The organism is Peribacillus sp. YIM B13482 (assembly GCF_042787975.1).
Taxonomy (GTDB): domain Bacteria; phylum Bacillota; class Bacilli; order Bacillales; family DSM-1321; genus Peribacillus; species Peribacillus simplex_A.
Window position 1 is genome coordinate 102,346 of the sequence record NZ_JBHZPF010000006.1, and the last position, 22,120, is coordinate 124,465.

General features: G+C 41.7%; 22 protein-coding genes and 1 other annotated feature. All 22 genes read right to left on the minus strand.

From position 1 onward, the window contains the following. Positions 1-40 precede the first annotated feature (40 nt). Positions 41-283, minus strand: a binding site (T-box leader). A gap of 63 nt (positions 284-346) precedes the next feature. Beyond that, the gene (locus ACFX4L_RS05640) at positions 347-862 is read right to left on the minus strand and encodes a DivIVA domain-containing protein (RefSeq protein ID WP_061462342.1); all 516 of its coding nucleotides are present in this window, start codon (positions 860-862) and stop codon (positions 347-349) included. An 85-nt stretch (positions 863-947) separates the two neighbouring features. Next, entirely contained in the window at positions 948-1,721 is a 774-nt protein-coding gene (locus tag ACFX4L_RS05645; RefSeq protein ID WP_377383030.1) for a YlmH family RNA-binding protein, read from the minus strand. Between the two features lie 135 nt (positions 1,722-1,856). Beyond that, a complete protein-coding gene (locus tag ACFX4L_RS05650; protein ID WP_034313862.1) occupies positions 1,857-2,123 on the minus strand; it encodes a YggT family protein in 267 nt (88 codons plus the stop codon). Positions 2,124-2,129: 6 nt separating this feature from the next. After that, entirely contained in the window at positions 2,130-2,594 is a 465-nt protein-coding gene (locus tag ACFX4L_RS05655) for a cell division protein SepF (RefSeq protein WP_061462340.1), read from the minus strand. 21 nt (positions 2,595-2,615) lie between these two features. Next, complete coding sequence (locus ACFX4L_RS05660; RefSeq protein WP_377404147.1) at positions 2,616-3,287, minus strand: YggS family pyridoxal phosphate-dependent enzyme; 672 nt, start codon at positions 3,285-3,287, stop codon at positions 2,616-2,618. Between the two features lie 2 nt (positions 3,288-3,289). Continuing rightward, complete coding sequence (pgeF, locus tag ACFX4L_RS05665) at positions 3,290-4,117, minus strand: peptidoglycan editing factor PgeF (RefSeq protein ID WP_061462338.1); 828 nt, start codon at positions 4,115-4,117, stop codon at positions 3,290-3,292. 55 nt (positions 4,118-4,172) lie between these two features. Continuing rightward, positions 4,173-4,442: a YlmC/YmxH family sporulation protein gene (locus tag ACFX4L_RS05670; protein WP_061462337.1), complete on the minus strand. Its 270-nt coding sequence runs from the start codon at positions 4,440-4,442 to the stop codon at positions 4,173-4,175. Positions 4,443-4,673: 231 nt separating this feature from the next. Next, positions 4,674-5,453, minus strand: a complete 780-nt coding sequence (sigG, locus tag ACFX4L_RS05675; RefSeq protein WP_061462336.1) for an RNA polymerase sporulation sigma factor SigG — start codon at positions 5,451-5,453, stop codon at positions 4,674-4,676. A 150-nt stretch (positions 5,454-5,603) separates the two neighbouring features. Beyond that, positions 5,604-6,323, minus strand: coding sequence for an RNA polymerase sporulation sigma factor SigE (gene sigE, locus ACFX4L_RS05680; RefSeq protein WP_053345247.1), 720 nt, complete (start codon positions 6,321-6,323; stop codon positions 5,604-5,606). A gap of 59 nt (positions 6,324-6,382) precedes the next feature. Further along, positions 6,383-7,309, minus strand: a complete 927-nt coding sequence (spoIIGA, locus tag ACFX4L_RS05685) for a sigma-E processing peptidase SpoIIGA (protein WP_089362416.1) — start codon at positions 7,307-7,309, stop codon at positions 6,383-6,385. Positions 7,310-7,828: 519 nt separating this feature from the next. Then, complete coding sequence (ftsZ, locus tag ACFX4L_RS05690; RefSeq protein ID WP_061462334.1) at positions 7,829-8,986, minus strand: cell division protein FtsZ; 1,158 nt, start codon at positions 8,984-8,986, stop codon at positions 7,829-7,831. A gap of 44 nt (positions 8,987-9,030) precedes the next feature. Next, positions 9,031-10,329 carry a cell division protein FtsA gene (ftsA, locus tag ACFX4L_RS05695; protein ID WP_061462333.1) on the minus strand — a complete coding sequence of 433 codons (1,299 nt, stop codon included), beginning with the start codon at positions 10,327-10,329 and terminating at the stop codon, positions 9,031-9,033. Positions 10,330-10,589: 260 nt separating this feature from the next. Beyond that, positions 10,590-10,955 carry a small basic family protein gene (locus tag ACFX4L_RS05700; RefSeq protein ID WP_076366662.1) on the minus strand — a complete coding sequence of 122 codons (366 nt, stop codon included), beginning with the start codon at positions 10,953-10,955 and terminating at the stop codon, positions 10,590-10,592. Continuing rightward, positions 10,955-11,665 carry a DUF881 domain-containing protein gene (locus ACFX4L_RS05705; RefSeq protein ID WP_061462331.1) on the minus strand — a complete coding sequence of 237 codons (711 nt, stop codon included), beginning with the start codon at positions 11,663-11,665 and terminating at the stop codon, positions 10,955-10,957. The genes ACFX4L_RS05700 and ACFX4L_RS05705 overlap by 1 nt, the downstream gene beginning before the upstream one ends. A gap of 42 nt (positions 11,666-11,707) precedes the next feature. Continuing rightward, positions 11,708-12,400: a DUF881 domain-containing protein gene (locus tag ACFX4L_RS05710; RefSeq protein WP_377404150.1), complete on the minus strand. Its 693-nt coding sequence runs from the start codon at positions 12,398-12,400 to the stop codon at positions 11,708-11,710. Next, positions 12,393-13,169, minus strand: coding sequence for a cell division protein FtsQ/DivIB (locus ACFX4L_RS05715; protein WP_377404153.1), 777 nt, complete (start codon positions 13,167-13,169; stop codon positions 12,393-12,395). The genes ACFX4L_RS05710 and ACFX4L_RS05715 overlap by 8 nt, the downstream gene beginning before the upstream one ends. Positions 13,170-13,306: 137 nt before the next feature. Continuing rightward, on the minus strand, positions 13,307-14,215 hold the full coding sequence (gene murB / locus ACFX4L_RS05720; RefSeq protein WP_284471312.1) for a UDP-N-acetylmuramate dehydrogenase: 909 nt from the start codon (positions 14,213-14,215) through the stop codon (positions 13,307-13,309). Between the two features lie 358 nt (positions 14,216-14,573). After that, on the minus strand, positions 14,574-15,674 hold the full coding sequence (gene spoVE / locus ACFX4L_RS05725) for a stage V sporulation protein E (protein WP_089362414.1): 1,101 nt from the start codon (positions 15,672-15,674) through the stop codon (positions 14,574-14,576). A 162-nt stretch (positions 15,675-15,836) separates the two neighbouring features. Then, a complete protein-coding gene (gene murD / locus ACFX4L_RS05730) occupies positions 15,837-17,189 on the minus strand; it encodes a UDP-N-acetylmuramoyl-L-alanine--D-glutamate ligase (protein ID WP_089362413.1) in 1,353 nt (450 codons plus the stop codon). Then, a complete protein-coding gene (gene mraY, locus ACFX4L_RS05735; RefSeq protein ID WP_061462325.1) occupies positions 17,190-18,167 on the minus strand; it encodes a phospho-N-acetylmuramoyl-pentapeptide-transferase in 978 nt (325 codons plus the stop codon). 89 nt (positions 18,168-18,256) lie between these two features. Next, entirely contained in the window at positions 18,257-19,729 is a 1,473-nt protein-coding gene (locus tag ACFX4L_RS05740; RefSeq protein ID WP_284471314.1) for a UDP-N-acetylmuramoyl-L-alanyl-D-glutamate--2,6-diaminopimelate ligase, read from the minus strand. Positions 19,730-19,887: 158 nt separating this feature from the next. Next, complete coding sequence (locus ACFX4L_RS05745) at positions 19,888-21,810, minus strand: stage V sporulation protein D (RefSeq protein ID WP_377383024.1); 1,923 nt, start codon at positions 21,808-21,810, stop codon at positions 19,888-19,890. Positions 21,811-22,120 lie beyond the last annotated feature (310 nt).

The window sequence follows — 22,120 nt, forward strand, 5'->3', positions numbered from 1 at the left end:
CTTGATATCCGGCCAAAATAAAAAGCCCCCTCATCCCTAAAAAAGGGACGAGAAAGCTTTGCTTCCCGCGGTACCACCCTGGTTAGAAAGATTCACAAAGTGAATCCAACCTCTCGAGCATTCGTAACGTGAATGAAACGCTTCATTTACTTTCTGCAAAAGCAGGTTCAACTCAGAACTCAAGGGTGATCTTCAATATCTTCGCTTATTCCGGGCTTTCACCATCCCCGGTTCGCTAAAAATAAGTGTGTGAAGAATTTACTTTCCCTGTCATCGTCTAATGTCATAATGAATAGTATTGTTAAAAAATTATATGCGAAAAAAGTGTTCAAAGTCAAGGAATCGTTTAAATTTCCTCTTCCACTTTCTCATTTAATTCTATTTCAGTCGCATCTACTTCATAATCCAGCAGGTGGTCCCAATCGTCATTGTCCAGCAAATCCAGCTGCGCTCCGACAAGCATTTTAAAACGTGTCCGGAATACTTTGGATTGCTTTTTCAAATCTTCGATATCCATCGCTATTTTCCTTGCTTTCACAAGTGACTCATTGACGATCCGGTCCGCATTTTTCTCTGCTTCCTTTATGATCAGTTTCGCTTCTTTTTGGGCATTGCGCCTTAATTCTTCGGCTGCCTCTTGTGCGACAATAATCGACTTATTTAGTGTACCCTCGATTGTCGTAAAATGTCCCAAACGATCATAAGTCTCGTTCAGCTTATCCTCAAGTTCTTTCTTCTCTCTCAAAATCAATTCATAATCCTTAATGACCTGATCGAGAAATTCATTTACTTCATCTTCATCATACCCTCGAAATACTTTGTTAAATTCCTTGTTATGTATATCTATCGGGGTTAAGGGCATTACGGCACCTCCAGAACGGTTTCTACTCTAGTATGTTAAAACTCTATATTCGACAATAAATGTATGAATCCTGCTTGATATTGAATTATTTTTGTCTGCCTAACGAGACTCTCCACTTATCCTTCTTGGTTTTCCCATCAATTGAAGCTATTTTACATCTGCCAAAACCTCTGATTGAAAGTGTATCACCCTCACGGCATTCTTCCGAGACGTTTTCCGTTTGCTTGAAATTAACCTTTACTTTTCCTGATGTTATCAAGGCCTGGGTTTTTTGACGGGACATATTCAGGACGGACGATAGCACACTGTCAAGCCTAAGGGAACTGACTGTGGTGACCTGCTCTTCCCATTTTTCATTAACTTGGATGATATTCTCGATTGGAAGCCTTTTGATCGAAACGGAAGCGCTACCTATTTTCTCCAGGTTTCCTGTGAGGTATAAATCCATCTCTCCGGCAGCGATAAATTGAATATGCTCCTCCGTCACTATTATATCACCAAATTTTTCACGTTTTACCCCTAGTGACATCAAGGTTCCAAGTATTTGCCTATGTTCAAGCGTAACAAACTTTTTTGGATAGGAGATATCGTATAAGGAGATATTGAAATCCGATGGTTCAGGAGAGTAATAATCAGGGTAAATGAGCACACGCTTTCGCTCTACGAAATCGCTCCCGCCATTAAATTGCATTTTCGCATCCGGATCATTCCCTAATAAGGAAGTAAGGATTTCCTGCTGGCGCGGATCAAGAAAATCAGATAGTTTCGGAGCGTAGGAATTCTTGACCTGATCGATCCAATTCATTGCCTGATCAATAAAATCTTTTTCCTCCGGCCTGAAATGCTGATAAATACTCATGATTGAATAAATGCTCCTTAGTTATCAAATTAATGGTCGATCATAAGGAATTGATTTAATTGTTCTTCGTTGCTACTACACAGCGGAAATTTTCCGACTGTGTAGTAATATGCATGTTAGGTTAATTGTTGTTGATCATCCTATTAAAGTCTGTAGGTAATAGATTCCATAACCGCTGGCAAAGTTAAGCACCAGCAGGGCCACAAGCGGTGAAAGATCAATCATGCCAAGTGGCGGTATGAACTTTCTGAACGGTTCTAAATACGGTTCGCAAATCTTTTCCAGGAATTGACCAATCGATGTCTCCCTTGCGTTGGGGAACCATGACATCAATATGTAAACGATTAATGCCATTGAATAAATTTCAATTAAATAATATAAACCTTGAAGCACTAAACCCATTAACCATTACCACCTCGCTTCTTCGTACTCCTCATCGGCGGCGAAGCCGGTAATATTACCGGAAACATCGACGTTGTCCGGGGTACATAAGAATATATCTGTTCCGATTTTTTGGATGTCCCCGCTGATTGCATAGACAGTCCCACTTAGAAAATCGATGATTCGCTTTCCTTGATCATGCTGGATTCGTTGAAGGTTCACAACTACTGCACGTCTATTTTTTAAATGGTCAGCTACCTCCTGGGCTTCTGCATAAGCTCGAGGCTCCAATAATACTACTTTAGAAGATTTCTGTACGCTTTGCAAACTTACGATATTCTGATTGGTATTATTCCCTGCAGAAGCGGGCTGCTGTTGTTTAGCTGACTTCACGGCTTTAGGTTCAGCCTCCTCTTCTTCCAACTCTTCATCCTTGTACTCATACTCATCATCCAGCGCGAAATAAGATTTAAATTTTGATACGAATGACATCTATAGCGTACCTCCTTAAAATTATTCGCCTACAAGTGCAGTACCAATCCTAATCATTGTAGCGCCTTCCTCAATGGCAAGCATGAAATCATTGGACATCCCCATGGACAATTCAGTGCAGGGAGCATGCTTCAAACCGGCATTTTGTATTTCCGCCTGGATGCCCTTTAGTTTCCGGAAGCACTCCCGCAAAACCTGTTGATCATCAGTCAATGGAGCCATCGTCATCAATCCTGCAACATTCACCTTATCAAAATGAGATAACCCTTTTATGAAATCCATTGTCGCTTCAGGATTCAAGCCATGTTTTGATTCTTCACCTGAAACGTTCACCTGCACTAAACAGTTTATCGGCTCATTTGCGCGTTTTTGAATTTCTTCTGCCAAAGAAATGCGATCCAATGAATGGATATACGCAATTTTATCGATGACATTTTTTACTTTGCGTGTTTGCATGGAGCCAATATAATGCCAGTTGGGCTTGTCCTTCAGCACTTCATATTTTTTCAATAGCCCTTCGTCACGGTTTTCACCCAAATCGCTTATTCCCGCTTCCAATGCTTCCTTTGCTCTCTCGACCGAAACATATTTTGTCACTGCGATTAACTTTATACCTTCACGGTCCCTGCCACTATTTTCACATGCTATATTTATTTTTTCTTCGATGTTTTTTAAATTGTCCACTACTTTCACTGTTACCCTAAATCCTCCTTCCAACCGATAAAACTCATCAATCTACCTGTCTTTCCGTTATCGCGGCGATGTGAAAAAAACAATTCATGATCACAGCTTGTACAGTATGATGAAACGTCGATCTGACTTTTTGGAATTCCTGATTTTTGAAGAATCAATGCATTAAGTTGCTTAAGATCCAATCGATATTGTCCTTCACTGATTAAATTATAGGGCTTTTCGTCATTATCTACCAGCAAATTCTGCACTAAATCGATGACTTTAGCATCAACTACATAGCACTTAGAACAAATCGACGGCCCAATAACAGCAAATATCTCCGTTGCCTTTATACCCTCATTTAGCCATGCCTCAACCATTTTTCGTGCAATTCCATTAACGGTACCCTTCCAGCCGGCATGTGCCACCCCAATCAAACCATGTGCCGGAGCAAGAAAGTATAAAGGCACACAGTCCGCATAGCAAAGAGTCAATAAAACATTTTGATCCTTCGTATAGAATCCGTCAGTTGCCTTAAAGGCTGAATCATAATCCATCGAACCCCTCCCGCCATCGCGTTCGGTAACATGATGGATTTTCGTTTCATGCGTCTGCTCGGCCCCTACCCATTCATTAAGCGGAAACAACAGCTTATCGGCTAAAATCCTGCGGTTTCCCTGGACATCTTCAAGCTTATCCTTGACATGAAAACCGGTATTCAATGTTTGGAAATCCCCTGAACTGACTCCCCCATTCTTTGTGGTGAAGCCCGCTACGAGCTGGAGATTTTGTTGTCTCCAGCTGTCAATGAGCATATATTGGTCTTTTATTAAAACAAATGGCTCTTTCATCCTTTAACCTCTTTATTTTTTAGTCTAGTGTATCATATATTTGCGCCATGTACCTTTAAAACCGTTCATCTTTCAGCTCAGCTTGAAATACTGTCTGATGTTCAACAAGAATGACATCCGCACCTATTTTTTTTATTTTGCGCCATGGGATTACTATATCCTGTTCCCTGCCGAAGAAGCCCATTAGCCTTGTTCCATTTGAAACGATGATGGCCTCTATTTTCCCTGTGGACGTATTGATTTCAAGATCTGACATATTACCTAGTTTCTTTCCATCCGCTATATTGACGATATCCTTAATTTGAAATTCGGAAATCCTGGTCACATCACTCAGCTCCTCAAAATTTCATCATGGATGTTGGTCCTATTCCTATGTATATGACATGATTCACTCAAGGATGAAGAATACGATAAATAAACGTCCATTCATTTCATGACTTCCCTTCTGAAAGGGGTTTTTCACAAAATAAAAAAGCCGCTATGGAAAAGTTGCTGATAAGCGGGTAATCGGCATTTGCCCTACCCGCTTCAGCTAACTTTTTCTCATGTCCAGCTTCTACTGTTGGATATTTTTATTCATTTGCTTGATTGCCGCTTTTTCCAATCGGGATACCTGCGCTTGTGAAATGCCAATTTCCTCGGCTACCTCCATTTGCGTCTTCCCTTGGAAGAAACGTTTGCGAAGGATCATTTTTTCCCGGTCATTCAACCGTCTCATTCCTTCATTTATAGCTATCTCATCAATCCAGGTACTATCTTTATTTTTTTCATCACTCAGTTGGTCGAGTACATAAATCGGATCCCCGCCATCATTATAAATCGGTTCAAAAAGGGAAACTGGATCTTGTATAGCATCTAGTGCAAAAACAATTTCTTCATGAGGTACTTCCAACACCTTGGCGATTTCTTCAGCTGTCGGCTCACGAAGGGTCTGGCTTATGAGCTTTTCTTTTACCTGTAAAGCTTTGTAAGCGATGTCTCTCAAAGAACGGGATACCCGAATCGGATTATTGTCACGAAGATATCTTCTGATTTCTCCAATAATCATCGGTACAGCATACGTTGAAAACTTAACATTTTGACCTAGGTCAAAGTTATCTATCGACTTCATCAACCCTATACAGCCTACCTGAAATAGATCATCTACATACTCTCCCCGATTGTTGAAGCGTTGAATGACGCTTAGAACGAGTCGAAGATTCCCGTTTACCAGTTTCTCTCTTGCTGAAATATCGCCATTTTGCAGTTCTTTGAAGAGTTTTCTCATTTCTTCATTCTTTAAAACCGGTAATTTTGATGTATCCACACCGCAGATTTCAACCTTATTACGAGACAAAATTATTCCCTCCTCACAGGAGCGCTGTACAAAAAACAGTATTTCCGCGGGAGGAAAAAATATGCACATGGCTAGAACTGAAAATCACCATTATTTTTCATTATGGCTGCCAAAGTATTGATTTAATTGGCATTTATCCACTTTATTTTTTTACACCATTTTATTAAATTCTTTTCGAAGCCTCTTAATAATCCTTTTTTCCAAACGTGAAATGTAAGATTGGGAAATCCCCAGCATATCGGCAACATCCTTTTGGGTTTTTTCCTCTCCACCTGCAAGTCCAAACCGGAGTTCCATTATCTGTTTTTCACGCTCGGATAACTGCGTAAGTGCTTTCGTCAACAGCTTGCGGTCAACGTTTGCCTCGAGGTCTTTCGTGATAATGTCATCGTCCGTCCCAAGAACATCGGATAACAGAAGTTCATTTCCATCCCAATCAATATTCAGGGGTTCATCAAAAGAAACTTCAGAACGGATTTTATTATTTCTACGTAAATACATTAATATTTCATTCTCGATGCATCTCGAAGCATATGTAGCGAGTTTAATTTTCTTTTCAGGATTGAATGTATTCACAGCTTTGATCAAACCTATGGTACCAATGCTAATTAAATCTTCAATATTGATGCCCGTATTTTCAAATTTCCTGGCAATATAAACAACCAGCCTTAAATTCCGTTCAATTAAGATCGATCGTGCAGCTTCATCGCCCTTGGGTAATTTATTGATCAGTATTGCCTCTTCTTCCTTTGAAAGGGGCGGTGGCAGTGCCTCACTCCCTCCTATATAAAATATTTCGTCCGTTTTCAATCCGAGCTTGAACAATAGTTTGTACCAAAAATAAGTGAGCCGAAGAATGAATTTCTTCAAAATAATTCTCCCTTCTAATAAACGGATTATGGGTCTAAATTTAGAGTGAATCAAAAAGTTCAGGAGGCATTTTGCACCGGTATCCCGGTTAACATTTTCGGATGAACGATAGATTGATAGCTATTGTCGGGAGAGAGTTGCTGAAAGGTAAACGATACGAGACCCTGCTTAACATGATATTCTTTTTCTCCTTTTAAGATTTTAATGTAATCCGGTTTGATTGCGGTTAACAGCTGGTGTTCATGACCAACGACTTTAAAAGGGATGACACGCATTCTACCAGTCCATGAATACTCGGGCTGTACTTCCTGGCTAATCAGGTTATCAGGGTTTTTAAAGAGCTCTAGCATATCGTCTGGAATTCCCGCTTCCCCGCCTGAAAGTGAAATGATCATGACTGGGGAACGTGTAATCGGATCATATAATTGATTGCCGCTATCCACCAATCCATGAAACGTACCTTCAAAGTCAGAAATTTTAACCGAGACCGAAACCATTTGTTCATGCGAAAGCTTTGTCATCTCCATCCCTTCAAGTGTCCTCTTGGAAAATTGCCAAGCGAGCGGGAAGCCAATCATTACAAATATCCAGCTGACAGGGTCACCAAAACGATTGATTCCTGCATATTGGCCAGGGTCCTTGGAAACGATTTGAAATTCAAATAGGTAGTGAAGTCCAAGAAGGATTCCTCCCGATAAAAACGTCACAAAATATAAGGTGGCCACCGATTTCATAAAAAGTTTTAACCTATTAAACCCAAAGGTTGCTAGCACCATGACCAGGGATACTAAAATCTTCATGTACACTCGGTCGGCAATTGCATAAAAAGGAGTGAATGCCAATACGATAATGAGGGAGCCTATCAGCCCGCCGATGCATACCCGCCAAAGAGCTACCCTTCGTTTGAGGATGATGGCGGTCCAATATAAAAGGAGGCAATCAAATAACCAATTCAATAACCAGATCACATCTAAATATAAGGTCAAATACCTACCCTCCTTTTATGAGCTAACCTTCCACTAGCAAAAAGTATAGCGTACCTGCCCTAAGAAAGTGTGTCACTTTTTGTACTGAAAACTTAAGAGTTTTTCAGTCATTTTTACCCTTTTTGTAGAAAAACAGCTATTGATATTTTCAATACTGTCTTAGAGTCTATCCTGCTCCCTTTTACTTCTGTCGATTTATGTTATAAAAGTTTAATAATTTCTCGATGCTCTTTTCTTTTTTCATTTACGTATGAAAAGTGAACGAAAGCTTAACGAAAAGAGGGTACTTACCCCAGATACTCCATCATGCAGCGGAAACAGGTCTTCCACCGCATAGGGACATTTAGACATCAATCAAGGATGCTATTATTAAGATTTCAGCTAGCCTTGGAATCGAGTGACACCACTCGAGAAAAGTCCCATTATTCCAAAGTCCTTGGAATCGAGTGCTTTTTTAGGCATGCATCTTTTAAACGGCAAAAAACCGTCCCCAAATGGGAACGGCATATGACGTCGATATTAACGACGTCTATTACGGTTACGGAGGAAGGTTGGAATGTCCAAAGCCTCTTCACCTTGATTAGCATTACGTGCAGGCTGTTCATTGACTTCTTCTCTCTTCACTTCACGCTTCACGTTTGACTGTGGCGTTTGTTGTGCCTGAGGTCTTGATTGCTGCTGTTGTCCGAGTGTGGGACGTCCAGTAGGCCTTATTGAAGCTTCAACCTCGTTAAAGCCTGTGGCAATCACAGTAACGACGATTTCATCCTTAAGGTTTTCATTGATAACCGAACCAAAAATCATGTTTACGTCTTGATCGGATGCAGTAGCCACGATATCGGCCGCTTCCTGGACTTCAAAAAGACTTAGGTTCGTTCCACCTGTTATATTCATCAGTACGCCTTGGGCACCATCAATCGATGTTTCAAGCAGCGGACTGGAGATGGCTTTTTTTGCCGCCTCTGCTGCACGGTTTTCCCCGGAGGAAATCCCGATTCCCATAAGAGCGGAACCTTTGTTGGACATGATGGTCTTAACATCGGCAAAGTCCAAGTTAATAAGACCTGGAACTGCAATTAAATCTGAAATCCCTTGTACCCCTTGACGTAGAACATTATCGGCTTCACGGAACGCTTCAAGCATTGGCGTGCTTTTATCGACGATTTCAAGAAGACGGTCGTTCGGAATGACGATTAGTGTGTCAACCGATTCCTTCATGGATGAAATGCCGCCTTGAGCCTGTGTTGCACGTTTTCGGCCTTCGAAAGTAAATGGACGAGTAACAACACCCACTGTAAGAGCCCCTAAATCTTTAGCAATGCCAGCGATGACAGGAGCCGCTCCCGTTCCAGTACCGCCGCCCATTCCAGCAGTTACGAATACCATATCGGCACCTTTAAGCGCTTCTTCAATCTGCTCTTTGCTTTCTTCTGCAGCTTTTTTTCCTACCTCCGGATTGGCGCCTGCACCTAGACCGCGTGTAAGCTTCCCACCGATTTGCATTTTAATTTCTGCTTTTGATAGATTAAGTGCCTGTGCGTCTGTATTGACAGAAATGAACTCGACACCCTGTACACCATGCTCGATCATTCTGTTTACCGCATTGTTTCCGCCGCCGCCAACACCTATTACTTTTATCGTTGCTAATTGTTCTAAATTAGAATCAAACTCCAACATGACAATCCTCCTATTTTGACGAAATTCCCGATTCTTAATGATTGTTATTCAAAAAAGTAACCCAGGATTTTTTTGAATTTAGATTCACCTTTTTCACCTTGGTTTTTAGCCGTGTTCTCTTTGCTTTTCTGAGAAACCTTTTGGCTACGCTGGTCATTATCTTCTTGTGCTTGTCCAGCTGCTACAGGAGTTTTATTAGCGGTGTTTTTTTGCATTCTCTCTTTCTTGCATGCGTGTTTAATCAGACCAACAGCTGTCGTATAATGTGGTTCCCTAACACCGATGTAGTTCGGTTCAGCTGTCCTGACGCGGTTTTGGAACACATATTGAGCAAGCTCCAGGACTCCCGGCATCTTAACTACGCCCCCGGTCAACACAAAACCACCCGGAATATCCTGGAAGCCAAGTCTTCTCAAGTCATCTTGAATCAACTCGAATATTTCGGTCACACGCGCTTCAATGATATCCGAAAGCATTAACTGGTTGCAGGGTTGCTGCTGGTCGCTGCCGATGATCGGTATTTGGAATACTTCATCTTCAGACGCGTCATCATAAAAGGCATGTCCATGCTTTACTTTTATTTTCTCAGCTTCTTCCATCGTAGTCCTTAGAACGATGGAAAGATCCTTCGTAAGTGTTTCCCCGCCTATCGGTATCACAGACGTATATTGTAAATAGCCTTGTTCGAAAATTGCAAGAGTCGTGGAACCTCCCCCAATATCGACAAGTGCCACACCAAGTTCTTTTTCATCCTTGGATAAAACAAGGGAACCTGCGGCTAAGGGTTGAAGAGCGATATCGGTTATTTCTAACCCTGCCCTTTCCACACAACGCAGCGTATTATGTAAAATTGTCCGAAGACCTGTGATTAAAATCCCTCTCATTTCCAATCGAACACCTATCATGCCCCTTGGATCACTGATTTCATCAAGTTCATCAACTTTGTAATGAATCGGCACCACGTCGATAATTTCCCTGTCGGACGGTATCGTTATTAACTCCGCCGCTTCCCTGACACGGAAAACGTCATGCTCAGTAATTTCTTTATTGTCACTGGATACCGCTACTACCCCATGACAAGGCTGAAGCGTCACGTGATTTCCACTTATACCTACGATTACCTTTGTTATCTCCATCCCAATCATCCGTTCTGCTTGTTCGACAGCCTTTTGAATGGATTGGACGGTTTCATCTATACCGACGATTGAACCCTTTTTGAGCCCTTCTGATTTAACATTTCCAACGCCGATTATATTTAATGTGTCATTGACCATTTCCCCAATGATAACTTTTACACTGGATGTACCGATGTCAAGACTTACGTATATTTCGTTGCTGTTCATTCCATGGCACCTCCTTCAGGTTTTACATGTATTAGTAGAATAACATTTTTATATCTAAAGACTTATTCATTATAAAATAACAGAACTGATTACAACAACTCGCTAATTCATTATGCTTTTCATTTATCATTTCCCAAACAAACTCGTAGATTCTTCTGTTTTAAAGTGCTTATTGTTCGCTTCTCAACATAACTGATATCATTTCTAAACTAGATACTGCCATAAACTATTCGTCATTTACAACTTAATTCCCTTTAAAATTATAGATTTTTTTTCTGCTTTTTACGGGAAATGGACCATTTTTCAATTAGTATCCTTCTAATCAGGGCGATATTTTGAAAGAGCCTTACGCCGAACACAAAGATTGCGGCTAAATACAAGTCTACACCAAGATGTACACCTAGAAAAGCCAAACCTGCGGCCAAAATAATATTAAAGAAGAATCCTGTTACAAATACAACTTCATCATAAAGGTTTTGCAGATGAGCCCTTATGCCTCCAAATAAGGTATCAAAAGCAGCAAGCACGGCAATGGAGAGATAATTTGAATATTCATGGGGGATATCGAAATCCACCAAAAAACCAAGGGTGATTCCAATCAAGAGTCCAAAAACTGGCAACCACATTACGATTCCCCCCCATCCATAATGGGTTCCATATGTTCCACATTAATAGCATTTTGGTAGGCCGGCAATGTCAACTCACCTGAAGGTGCCTTAATCAGCACTTCAAAATTATCTATAAAGAAATCATCCATAAGTTCAGATCCTTCAATACGCTGCTTCAATTTCGTTGGATTAACGGTAATTGCCTTTATTTCGACCGGGTAATCAACTAGAGGGTATCCGTCTATTTTCGGCTGCCCATTTATATCACGTATAACCGATGTTGAAATATACCTTTGTCCTGAAATGGAAATTTCGTCAGCGCCAAACCTATACATTTCATTTATGAGCCGAATGATCAATACAGGTGAAATATACTCGATCCTCTTACCAAGAAGGATTTCTTCTTTTATAGGCTGTATAGACACGATTACCCCTTTACCTTTTATTTCGGTCAAACCTGCATCAGTCTTTAATTCGGTCAGGGTGTCACGTAATACTTCCTCTTTACTCTCATTTTTCTTTGTTTCATAGGATGCAATTTTCCCCTCAAGCTTACTGATACCCTCTATTAATTCCGCCTGGGTCTGCTGTTCTTTCAATAAATCATTTTTCAGCTCCCACATATCCCTTGTATCGGAAACGACAGGGTGATTCACCAAATTGAATTGAATTGCGAGCATGAAGCCAGCAATCAAAGTAACCAAACTAAAAGAAAGCTTTTTTTTCATTTCCAGTTTCTCACCAATCTTTCATCGAATCCGGCGATCTAATCACCCTCCAATAATTGGATCAAAAATGATATTCTTTTGCTTTTCCACTGTAAAGATAATATTCTCATTAACCAGCTGTTCCTTTATGCCACCGGGTAAGTCCAGTGAAGCACCCAGGACATCAGGGTCCCCAATCGCAGAAATGATAAATGGAGCTGGATGCTGATGGCCATCAATTGTGATCACAGGCCCATTACATACTATGTAAGAATCATGATTTAACCTTTGACCGTTAATCGCAACAGCCTCTGCACCTGATATGTATAGTTCATTGACGACCTTGAAGACATGCTGTTCATGAACCAGGTAGTTATTAACATTGGCCTCTGAGTCCATATCTGTACCATCTTCAAGAGTCACCTGAAGGCCTGTGCCTTTCACTTTCACTTTTCCAAGAAACATCCGGTATTTTTCCGTATCCTTGGCCAAATTGAAAAATAACTGCTTTTCCTGCGCTAAGTCTTTCTCAATTTTGGATACATTTTCTTGCTTTTGAAGGAGTTCATTCTGAAGATCCCTGTTCTGTTTCTCTTGTTCGATCAGTTGCTGCCTTAGCTCATATTCCTGATCCCAGGCTTTATCCTTCACTACTCCTTTACCATCTTTGGTCAGATTGTAAGAGAAGGCAATCATAAATCCGAGAACAACGCAAACTAGGGGTAAGACCACCCGTTTGCCATTAATTTTACTCATTGGTGCCTTCCTTTTGTTCAGCGTCTTCATATGCTTTAAAATAAGAACCCACTTCCAGATCAATGACTCCCTTTACCTTTGGATCCAACTGGCTGACAATCGATGGGTAGTGGATCATTTTCTCGTATAAAGTCCGGCTTGTCGCACTTACTTCAAACCCATCGTTCATAAACATGACGATATGGTAGTCATCGGTTTTGGTTGGAGCATAATGAATTTCAGATATGGCATTCTGAATCTCGACAGGAAGCTTGTCCAGCTCTTCTAAAAGCAACTTTAATGCTTTACCCTCTTTGAAACCAATTAAAACCGGGGCAAATACTGGAATTTCGCCTGTTGCTAATTCCTCCAAAACCGACCCGTTTTCCAAAATTGGAGCAAACTTGCCATTATTGGACAGATATGCCATCCTATTATGTTCCGAAACCGTGATTTTAATGGAATTAGGAAATACAGGTGTTACCTGAACGCTTTTTATTTCCTTATTTTTTTTGATATTAGCGGCGGCGGTCCCTGTGTCAACCTTCCAGATGCTTTGATCCTTCTTCACCTTACTCAATTTAATGATCTGCTTGGAAGTAAAATAACGATTCCCCTCTACCTGCACGGATTTCACGTAGCTCAACGGGGATAAGAAATACAGCACACAAGCAACCAGAATGAAGAAAAGGGAAAGCAAAAGAACAAGTCGCCTGTTTGCTTTGCTTTTTCTTAATTGTTTTAATTTCGGGATGCGGTCCTCAATGGAAACGATTTTTCCCTTTTCCATCCCATTCACCTCTTCCTGAAAAAATGGATGGTTTATGACACAGTACGATTCAAGACAAACTTAAAATTTGTTTTTAATAAACTTTAAAAGGTATCACATTATAACACAATATTTGGATATAAAGAATAAATCCTCTGTTATTTCCGGCCGATAATTTCCACTTCTGTTTCCATTTCAATTTCAAATTTATCATACACAGTATCCTTCACATGCTGTATCAAGGCTTGAACATCCGCAGCACTTCCAGTACCTGTGTTAACGATAAAGTTTCCGTGCATCGGTGAAATCTGCGCTCCGCCAATCGAGTGTCCCTTCAGGCCGGCATTCTCCACCAATTTACCTGCATGATGTGGAAGTGGATTCCTGAATATGCTACCGGCACATGGCAGATTATACGGCTGGGTTTCTTTTCGATAATTCTTGTTATTCTGCATTCTTTCAACGATTTCGGTTTTATTACCCTCTGTCAATTGAAAAATGGCCTCCAGTACGATTCCAGGTCGTTTCTTTTGAAGTAGAGAGGTTCGATATGAAAACTCCATTTCTTCCTTCGAAAGCCAAGCTAGGGTTCCATCTTCAAAAAGAACATGCGCCTTCTTGAGGATTACACTCATATCGGAACCGTGCGCACCAGCGTTCATATAGACAGCTCCGCCGACCGAACCAGGGATCCCACTGGCAAATTCCAATCCTGCATATCCTTTTTTACTAATTTGAACGGAAAGGCTGACAAGTGACACCCCAGCTCCCGCTTTAATCTCGCAGCCATTCAACTCGAAATGATCAAGTCCTTTACCCAATTTAAGTACGGCACCTTCAATTCCGCCATCACTTACAAGTAAGTTCGAGCCCCTGCCAATCGCCCTCCATGGTATCCCATGTTCTTTGATGACCTGCATCGTTTTTTCTATATTTTCAATGGATGATGGCACGATGAATAAATCAGCCGGCCCCCCAATTTTCATAGTTGTATGATTCGCAAGCGGTTCTCGTTCAAGAACTTTGCCGATTTTCATTTCAGTTAATTGCTTTATCACTTTATCCATGATAAACCTCCTTGTTGTTCCAAAAATTCCAAGTTATGATTTTCATTTCCTCTTACATGAGGTCATTTATTTTACAAGATTGATAATACCTTTTAAACAGAAAAATGAGCAGAAGCAAGCCCCAGTACGGCCTAACCCTCTTATACTATAGTCTAAACAAAGCAGTATTGCCAATATTTATTATGGATTCCCCCACATTCATACATGGTAATATTTAAGCGGCATTTCATTTATTTCTAATTTCCGGCAAGATATCCTCCAAAATCAGTTTCCTGCAAGGGTTTTCATCGTAAGAATAAAAAAAGGAAACCCTGCGTATAACAGGGCTTCCCTTTGCCAACCATATATTTTCCTGATGTCAAAACCTTGAATAACGGCTAATATTCAGGAGCACTCCGATCGCCATCAACATAAGTGTCAAAGATGAACCGCCATAACTTAAAAGAGGCAAGGTGATACCTGTAACTGGCATCAATCCCGTTACTACCCCTATATTGATCATCACTTGAATGGCGACCATTGCAATGATTCCCACCGCTACAAGGCTCCCATATAAATCAGGGGCACCAAGTGCGATCCGAATGCCCCGCCAAAGCATGAGTGCAAATAACAATATGACCAGAGAGCCTCCGATGAAGCCAAGTTCCTCGGAAAGTATGGCAAAAATGAAATCGGTCTGCGGTTCTGGTAAATAGAAAAACTTTTGGCGGCTTTGCCCGAGTCCCAGTCCGAACAATCCACCGGGCCCGATTGCATAAAACGATTGAATCATTTGAAAGCCACTGCCCAAAGGGTCTTCCCAAGGATCCAAAAAAGATGTGATCCTTTTTATCCTGTACGGCGCTGACAAAATCAGGCCGATAAAACCTACTACCCCTATTAGCCCCAAGCCGACAAAATGGCTGATTTTTGCCCCGGAAATAAAAATCATAACGATGCATGTTCCTACCATTACCGTTCCCGTTCCAAGGTCGGGCTGTAACATGATCAATCCAAATGCCAAAAACACTAAACCCAAGGATGGAAGCATCCCTTTTTTAAAAGAGGTGATCAGCTTTTGCCGTTCGGATAAAAACTTAGCCAAAAAAGCGATCATCGCTAGCTTCATGAACTCAGATGGCTGTACCGAAAAGGCACCTACACCAATCCAGCTCCTCGATCCATTTCTCGCCATCCCTATACCTGGTACAAGCACCGCCAATAACATAATGAAACATATGATGATGAGAATCTTGGCCCAAGTCCGCCACGTCCAATAATCCACATTCATGATGAAAAACATGGCTATGACACCAACGCAGGCAAACAGCAACTGCCTTTTAGCAAAATAAAACGAATCATCAAATTTATATGTTGCCCAAATGGCACTAGCACTGTAAACCATGATTAATCCAACGGTCAAAAGACTTAAGGTGACGATAATGAGAATAAGATCGGGATTCGATTTTTTTAATGGCACGGACATCCACCTCGAGGAAGTTTTTCGAGCCTGTACGAATATAAACATCAATGCTGATTGCTTGTCAGCACTTTAGTCAAAAAAAAAGCGATAACGGCTCATTATCGCTTTTTTCCAAGGTGTCAACGTAGAAGCAGGTTCACTTCTCTTTTGCGAAAGCTCTTACTTAAGTTTATGCACGGCTTCCATAAACATGTCTCCTCTTTGCTCAAAAGTTTTATATTGATCCCAGCTTGCACAAGCAGGGGAGAGAAGAATACAGTCGCCTTCATTTGAAAATTCAAATGCTGCCGGTACGGCCTTTTCTACATTATCGACACGTTTTATATTCGCTATTCCTATTTCTTTGGCTACCCGCTCAATTTTTTCTGCCGTTTCGCCAAAAGTTATCACGGCTTTGACATTTTTCATAGCCGGTTTTAACTCATCGAATTCATTTCCGCGATCCAACCCGCCTGCCAATAGGATGACAGGTTCCGTAAAGGATGTTAGCGCTTTGGATGCAGCTAGGATGTTCGTCGCTTTCGAATCATTATAAAACTTACGGTTTTCGATCGTCGCTACATACTGAAGACGGTGTTCCACACCAAAAAATGTTTTTAGGACAGTCTGAATGGCTTCGTTAGCGACACCCTTCAGTTTGGCCGCCGAGATGGCTGCAAGCACATTTTCCAAATTATGTTTTCCAGGAAGGGCTATCTCTGAAACATCAATGACTTTTTCTCCTCGGAAATAAACGGCACCTTCTTCCACATAGGCGCCATTCTCATGTTTCACTTCAGTTGAAAAAGGAACAAGTTCAGCCTTGGTCTTTTTCGCCATGGATAAAACGGCATCTTGATCTGCATTAAAAATCATGAAGTCTGAGCCTATTTGATTTTTAGTAATCGCAGCTTTTGCTTCTGCATATTCCTGTTTGGAGCTATGATAATCCAAATGCGCATCATATAGATTAGTCAAGATCGAGATTTCAGGACGAAACTCCTCTATCCCCATTAACTGGAATGATGATAATTCAATGACGATCGAGTCATCGGATTTTGCTTTTTCAGCAACACCAGAAGCAACTGTACCGATATTTCCAGCAATAAGCGGGGATTTTTCACCGATTTTCAACATTTCGAATACCAATGTTGTCGTAGTCGTTTTTCCATTTGTACCAGTGATGCCTATGAAAGGGGCCTCACTGATCTGATAGGCCAGTTCAACTTCCGTGATAACTGGAATCCCTTTTTCCAATGCCCCTTTTACAATAGGATTCCGATAGGGGATTCCCGGGTTTTTCACGATCAACTCGAAACCTTCATCAAGTAGCTCGATCGGATGACTTCCGCAGATGACTTTGATTCCCTGTTCAAGAAGTCCTTGGGCTTCAGGATTTTCCGATAATGGCTTCATGTCATTAACCGTCACGAAAGCACCTAATTTATGTAGAAGCGAAGCTGCCATCACTCCGCTTTTTGCCAATCCTAATACCAATATCTTTTTCTCTGAATACTTTGCAGTCTCTTTCAATTATATCCACACCTCTAAATAGATTCCGAGTACCGCACACAGCAGCCCCACTGTCCAGAAAGTCACGACGACACGCCATTCCGACCAGCCAGAAAGCTCATAATGGTGGTGAAGCGGACTCATTTTAAAAATACGTTTACCAGTCGTTTTAAAAGATCCTACCTGTAAGATGACAGAGAGGGTCTCAATGACGAAGACTCCGCCAATGATTACCAGGAGGATTTCAAGCTTGGTTAACAGGGCGATGGTAGCGATGGCTCCTCCAAGTGCCAAGGAACCTGTATCCCCCATGAATACCTTTGCAGGATGGGCATTGAATACCAAAAATCCTAGTACTGCACCGACAACCGCAACAGAAAATATAGCGACATCATATTGTGACTGACTCCAGGCCAAAATGGCAAAAGCACCAAAAGCAATGGCTGATGTGCCTGAGACAAGTCCATCAAGCCCATCCGTCAAATTGACGGCATTCGAAAAACCTACCAGCCAGAAAATAACGATGAAGAGATAAAACCAGCCAAAATCAACAGCATAGTCTGTACCTGGAATCGTCAATTCAGGATTAAAACGGTCTGTCTGCTTAAAGACGAAGTAAAAGATGACCGAAATCACAATTTGTCCAAGCAGTTTTTGCTTTGAAGTCAGTCCTAGATTACGTTTCATCACCACTTTGATGAAATCGTCCAAGAAACCTAATAAACCAAATCCTAAAGTAACGAATAATAATAAATAAGTTTCGGTTGATGGTTCCGAAAATTTAAAAGTCATGACAAGTGTAGCGATAGTAACAGATAGTAATATGACCAAACCGCCCATGGTGGGTGTTCCCGTTTTCTTCAGATGCGATTGTGGGCCTTCTTCCCTGATACTTTGCCCGAATTTCAATCTTCTTAAAAACGGGATGAAAACCGGCGAAAGAAGAACGGTTACTAAAAACGCCACCAAAATCGTATAAAAAATTACTTGTTCCAACATTCCTTACTCCCTCATTCCTAACACAATTCAAAATAAAATTCTGCTTGTTGTCATTTCTTGTTTGTTGACGGGACAAATTCACCGCTGGTTCATACTGAACCCAAACGACTTTGAATCGCCTTTTCTGCCTCTTCACGGTCATCGAAGTGAAGCACCTCGTCACCGACCAATTGATATGTTTCATGACCTTTTCCAGCAATTAAAATAACGTCTCCCTCATCCGCCTTGGCAACTGCATAACTAATCGCCTGCTTGCGGTCTTCGATAACCGTATATTCTTTGCCTGCTACACCAGCTTCCATATCCCGCAGGATTTGGGCAGCATCTTCACTGCGTGGATTATCCGAGGTGAAAATTGGGTCAGTCGCCAACCTGCATGCAATTTCGGCCATGATAGGACGCTTTGTCTTGTCTCGGTCCCCGCCGCAGCCCACTATCACAAAAATTTTCTTTTCAGCAAACTCACCAACAGTCTTTAGGACATTCTCTAAACTGTCCGGTGTATGGGCATAGTCAACTATGACCGGGAAGGACTGATTTGCTGTAATAAGCTCAAAACGGCCTGCAACACCTTTTATATCCTCAATTGATCTAATGGTCTCATCTAGATCGTTACCCGCGCACAGAGCGGCTGAGATGGCTGAGAGAACATTATAAACACTGAATTTACCAATTAGCTTCAGCTGAATGAAACGCTCCTCTTTGCCCGCTGTCAAGGTAAATGATGTGCCATTTGCATCAATTTTTATGTCCTTGGCCCTGATATCCGCTTCTTTGTCTATCCCGTATGTAACGACTGTAGCAGCGGTCACTTTAATGAAATCAGCTGTTGCCTCATCATCAACATTAAGAACAGCATATTTTGGACGGTTTTCTATGTAGGCATTGCCGAGCTGGGAGAAAAATAATGATTTTGCCTGCCTGTATCTGTCCATAGTTTTATGGAAATCCAAATGATCCTGTGTGAGATTCGTAAAAACGGCAATATCATAATCACAGCCATGGACGCGACCAAGCTCAAGTGCATGCGAAGAAACTTCCATAATGGCCGTGGAAACAGACGCTTCGGCCATTTCATGAAAAGCCTTCTGCAGTGTAACGCTATCTGGCGTCGTATTCTTAGTTTCGTATACCGTATCGGCAACTTTTGTATACATCGTGCCAATCAATCCTGTTTTTTCATTTCGATCCTCGAAAATCTTTTCCAATAAGTGACTGGTGGTCGTTTTTCCATTCGTACCTGTAATTCCAATCAAGCGCATCTTTTGCGTAGGATGGCCATAAAATGCATCGGCAAGCATTGCCATCGCCCTGCTTGAATCCCTGACAACGATCACGGGAACATCGAGGTCAAGCGGCCTTTCTGCAATGACTGCTGCAGCTCCATGTTCTACAGCAGATTGGGCAAAATCATGACCATCGACTGTATAACCTTTTATACAAACAAATAAACTTCCGTCTATGACTTTACGGTTATCATTTTCAATGGAGGTGATTTCAGGATTTTCTCCTTCATACGTAAATAAGGAGTGTAAATAAGATAGTAATTTGTGAAGCTTCATTTTTCCATCCCTCTCAACTTAATTTGAGGATTCATTATATGTGATTAGTCTTGGCTTGTCGAGAAGCCAATTTCAATTATACGGGGTTATCACGACTCCGTAAACAAAGCGGCTGATGATTCTTCAGCCGCTTTAACTATTCATATATTATATTATACTTATTCTGTATTTTCGCCAAGATAAATTCTTATCGTGGACCCTTCTTTTACTTTAACACCTGGATCCGGAGCTTGATTTATGACTTTATCCCCATTGCCGGCAATATCCAGCTTAAGGTCGATGAGCTGGGTTTGCAACTCTTTTTTGCTGAGTCCCACAACGTCAGGTACCTCAACCATGACAGGATCCGTCCAAACCGTTTCCTTCTCAATCTGGTTTTTTCTTGGCTTGATGCCCATGGCCCTAAGTGAATCCTCCATGATATTCCCTACGATCGGAGCAGCAACGACCCCACCGAATTGTACTGTTCCTTTCGGATTATCCACCGCTATATAGACAACGATTTGCGGATCATCCGCTGGAGCGACACCAATGAATGAGAGAATATAATTATTTTCAAGGTATCGGCCATTTTCAGCTTTTTGTGCTGTACCCGTTTTCCCGCCGACTCGGTACGACTCCACGAATGCTCCTTTACCGCTCCCTTTAGCAACAACGGATTCAAGTGCTTCTCGGACTTTCTTCGAGGTTGCTTCTGAAATTACTTTTTTCTTCGCCTGTGGGGTCTTTCGCATCAGTACTTCTCCATTTTTTGGATCCACCAGTTCCTTTGCGATATAGGGCGTATACAACGTACCGCCATTCACAGCCGCCGATACCGCTGTCACCTGCTGAATGGGCGTTACGGCAACACCTTGTCCAAATGCAGTGGTTGCCTGCTCAACAGGACCCACTCGATCCATGTTGAACATGATTCCTTTTCCTTCTCCGGTTAAATCAATCCCCGTTTTTTGTCCAAACCCGAAATCATTTATATATTTAAACAGCTTGTCTTTACCAAGCCGGTTCCCTAATTCTACAAAACCAGGGTTACATGAGTTCTCGACGACTTCAAGAAAAGTTTGATCCCCATGTCCTCCGCTTTTCCAGCAATGCAGTGTAGAACCTGACACTTCCACATGTCCGGAATCATAAAAATGTTCCTTTTGTAAGTCGACCTTCCCTTCCTCCAGCGCTGCAGCAAGGGTGATGATCTTAAAAGTCGAACCTGGTTCATATATACTCCAAACTGGTAAATTGCGGTTATACACTTCTGAAGGTACATTTTGAAAATTAGCTGGGTCAAAGGTTGGCCTGCTCGACATCGCCAATATTTCCCCTGTATTCGGGTCCATGGCAATGGCAATTAGACCATCGGGGTTATATGTCGCCTCCGCATTATCGAGCTCCCTCTCCACGATTGTCTGGATTTTGCTATCGATCGTAAGCTTCAAGTTATCACCATCAACAGGGGGCTTATAGTCATCGGCCATATTTTCGAGCCTTTTCCCTTTCGCATCAGAATAAAATTTAACAAATCCTTTTTCCCCACTTAGTTCCTTATCATAAGACAATTCAATTCCCATCAACCCTTGATTATCGGAGCCCGTAAAGCCAAGAACATGCGAAAGATATTCACCAAATGGGTAATGACGCTTTGAATCTTCAGCGATATAAACACCCTTTATCCCTAATGCTTTAATTTCCTTCGCCTTTTCGTGAGATATCTTTCTGCCTTCCGGGATTCTGACGCTCATCGCCTGTTTCGTTAACCATTGATAAGCCTTTTCCTTTGTCATATCCAATATTGAAGCAAGCTGTTCCGCCGTTTCCCCAGGATTCTCAATCTGTCTTGGGATGACATAGACTGTTGGCGCAGAAATATTCGTTGCCAGCTCGACACCATTCCGATCCAGGATTTCACCTCGTTTAGCTTCAAAAGGAATATTCCTGCTCCAGGAATCTTTAGCCAGCCCCGTCAGCTTATCCCCTAAATAAAATTGTACAATTCCCAAACGGACATCAATGATAAAAAAAACAACGATACCCACTGCCAATGCGATTGCCAGCCGTTTTCGGACAGTAACATTCGAAACACGCAAAAACAGGCACCTCCATTTCATACATGGTTCAATATATGCTTGTCTGCCCGATGCTAGACTAAGAAACTTTTAAAGAAATAAAAAGGGAATCCGTTTGGATTCCCTCAGACTGTAGACAAACTCGATGAAAATCGAGTTTGTCTATTTTTTATGAGTTGTACACTTTGGCCGTTGATTGGAACGTAGGGCACTCGCTTTCCGCGGGCGGTCGGGGAGCCTCCTCGGCTTTCGCCTGCGGGGTCTCCCCTAGACGCGCTTTTCCCGCAGGAGTCTCGAACACCCGCTCCAATCAACTTTGTCTTACCTTTTA